The 2,521-nt window shown below is 26.9% G+C and carries 2 protein-coding genes and 1 pseudogene; 1 reads left to right on the forward strand and 2 read right to left on the reverse strand.

The features are described 5' to 3' along the window. Positions 1-629 (reverse strand): annotated as a pseudogene (locus tag ACRC03_RS07860) (hypothetical protein); the annotation flags it as partial. 111 nt (positions 630-740) lie between these two features. On the opposite strand from ACRC03_RS07860, the gene ACRC03_RS07865 reads away from it, so the two are divergent. After that, positions 741-914 (forward strand): ribbon-helix-helix domain-containing protein, encoded by a 174-nt coding sequence (locus tag ACRC03_RS07865; RefSeq protein ID WP_438652014.1) that lies wholly within the window; start codon positions 741-743, stop codon positions 912-914. A 33-nt stretch (positions 915-947) separates the two neighbouring features. Here the strand turns inward: ACRC03_RS07865 and ACRC03_RS07870 are convergent. Continuing rightward, positions 948-2,521, reverse strand: a 1,574-nt coding sequence (locus tag ACRC03_RS07870; RefSeq protein ID WP_438652015.1) for a DUF262 domain-containing protein, incomplete at its 5' end; no start/stop codon positions are given.

Consider the following 2,521-nt stretch of genomic DNA (forward strand, 5'->3'; position numbering starts at 1 on the left):
ATAATTTTTCCATGTTTCTTGAAGTACCAACTTTTATTTCTATTACTTTTAAAATGACTTAAAATATTTTCACACATTCTTATGCTACTCATCTCTCTTGCATAACATCCACAAGATGGAATCTCATACCTTAGTAGACTTCCATATGCTCTTTTTACTATATTACCACATTCACAATTACAAACCATTTTGTAGTATTTTTTGTTTTTTGCTATTTCAATATCAACTATAGTTAGTAATCCATGTTTTTCACCTACTTTATTATAGGCTTCATTATAGTTTTTTTCTTGGTATTTCTTAAAATCTTTATAACATCCACAGCTTCTTGTATCTCCATTATACAAGTATTTTAATTTTACCTCTGTTATATTTCCACAGTCACATTTGCATTTATATACTTTTCGTGAATCTTTTGAGTTTTGAATTCTTTCTATTATCACTAATTTACCAAATCTTTGCCCTATATTTTCATCTGGTTTACCTTTTATTTTTAGGTTGTTTTCTTTTAGTAATTTTACTAGTGTATCTCTAGCTATGTTTAGTTCTTTTATCATTTCCTTTTGATTGTATCCTTTATTTATTAGTTCAAGTAAGTTTTCTCTTGGTATTATTAATCGTGGTGCCGGCATAATGTTACCTCCGTATCATAGTGATGCATATGTAATGCTACTGTTAGGTTTTGCTTAAATCACTGTGTTATGAACGGAATTTTTTGGATATAATACTTTTGAGGTGATACTATGATTAATAAGGAAGTTAGTACAAGAACTTCTCTTACGATTCCAAAGGAGCTTAAATGTAAGTTGGAGACTCTTGCAAAGCATGAGAAAAGAAGTGTTAATAATTTAATTGTTTATGCTCTTGATAAATATATTACATCTGAATTGAATATTTTACATAACAAAACGGAGTAGGTACACCTACTCCACTTCCTGCCCGTATTTTTATTAATAATTTAATTCAGCTATTTTTACTTTTGAGTTTTCTGCTAACATCTCAACCAGGTTATCCTGCCTGTTACCAAGTACCTCAGGTGTCCATACACTATTAAAATCTAAAAACATCTTATTAGCTTTAAAAGCATCTACTCTATCTTCTAGATACCTCTTTTTCTTTTCAGCATAATCTAAGTTACTTAATCTAGAATTCTTTTTCTTACTTATAAGTACTAAGTTTGCAACTTTATTAATCCAAAATTTTCTTTCAACATTGCTAAAATCCTCTATCCATTTACTACCCTCTTTAGGATTTTGTGGTAATATGTGCTCTACACTTATAGTCTTATACCCTGATAAGTACACTGTATCGTCTGTCATCAAGTATTCTATTTTTAAAAGAAGATATTTACTAAATTTTCTTTTGTATATATCCCCACTTACTATTTTTCTGTATATGTCAGTATCTATTTCAAATACTCCACTGTCTGTAAATTCATCTAAATCATCTCTTCTTGTACTATCAATAGCCTTCATTATTTTGTTCATGTTATCTATTCTCTTCGTTGGTGTTTCTTGATTTATCCAGTCTCCTGAAAATTTATATTCTAGTTTTGTTAAGAATTCATCTAATTTGTACGTATTGAATTTTTCATAGTAGCACATAAGTGGAGGAATCCAGTCTTGTGATGGAATTCCAACTTTCATTATAGTTATCAAATTTTTATATTGATTACTTAATTTTTTGTTCCCAATATCTATTATATCTTCATATATTTCATCATATTTACTTAATAAATCTATAGTTTGTATACCTTTTTCTAATCTATTTTTTTCATATATATTTCGCTCAAATTCATCTAAAAGATTACTATTAGCTTTTTGCTTTACTATTATATTTCTTACTAGCATTAAAAATCTATCAAATTCATCACCATACTTAGACTCTATATCTTCCCATATTTTAGAGTATTTTTTTAATTCTTTTTTACCCTTTATTGCACCTACATTTATAGATTTAAGTATATCTGCTGAAGTTAATGGAATTCCTCTATCATTTAATATTGTAAACATTCTAAATGCATCTTCTGTATTATCTGTTGATACATATATAAATAATGCTTTATTTAATATGAACGTAGTAAATCTAGATAAATCATTGTTATCTTTTAATATATCCTTTATCACTATAAGTCCTTCTGACATATTAGATATAGAAATATTTTCTGACTGTGATAATACTTCTAGCTCTTCTGTATTTAATGTTCCTCCTTCAGATACTATAAATCTCTCTATAAATCCTTCTACTTTATCTCTTATTTGATATGTTATTCTTTCTCTAGCAGGTATATTCAATAGTTCATTTTTTTCTTGATATATCATTTTATTTATAGTTTCTTTATGTTCTTTTAAGTCTAATAAGTCTCTTATTGTAGCTAATATCATAAAAAATGTAGTTAATCTTTGTTGACCATCTAAAACTTCATATTCTGCATATTCTTTATTTTTTGTTCTTTTTAATACTAGAGATCCTAAAAAATATTCGCTATCAACTTTATTTTCAAATGCAAAGTATAAATCTTCTA

This window comes from Romboutsia sp. (assembly GCF_051659545.1).
Classification (GTDB): domain Bacteria; phylum Bacillota; class Clostridia; order Peptostreptococcales; family Peptostreptococcaceae; genus JBOFOR01.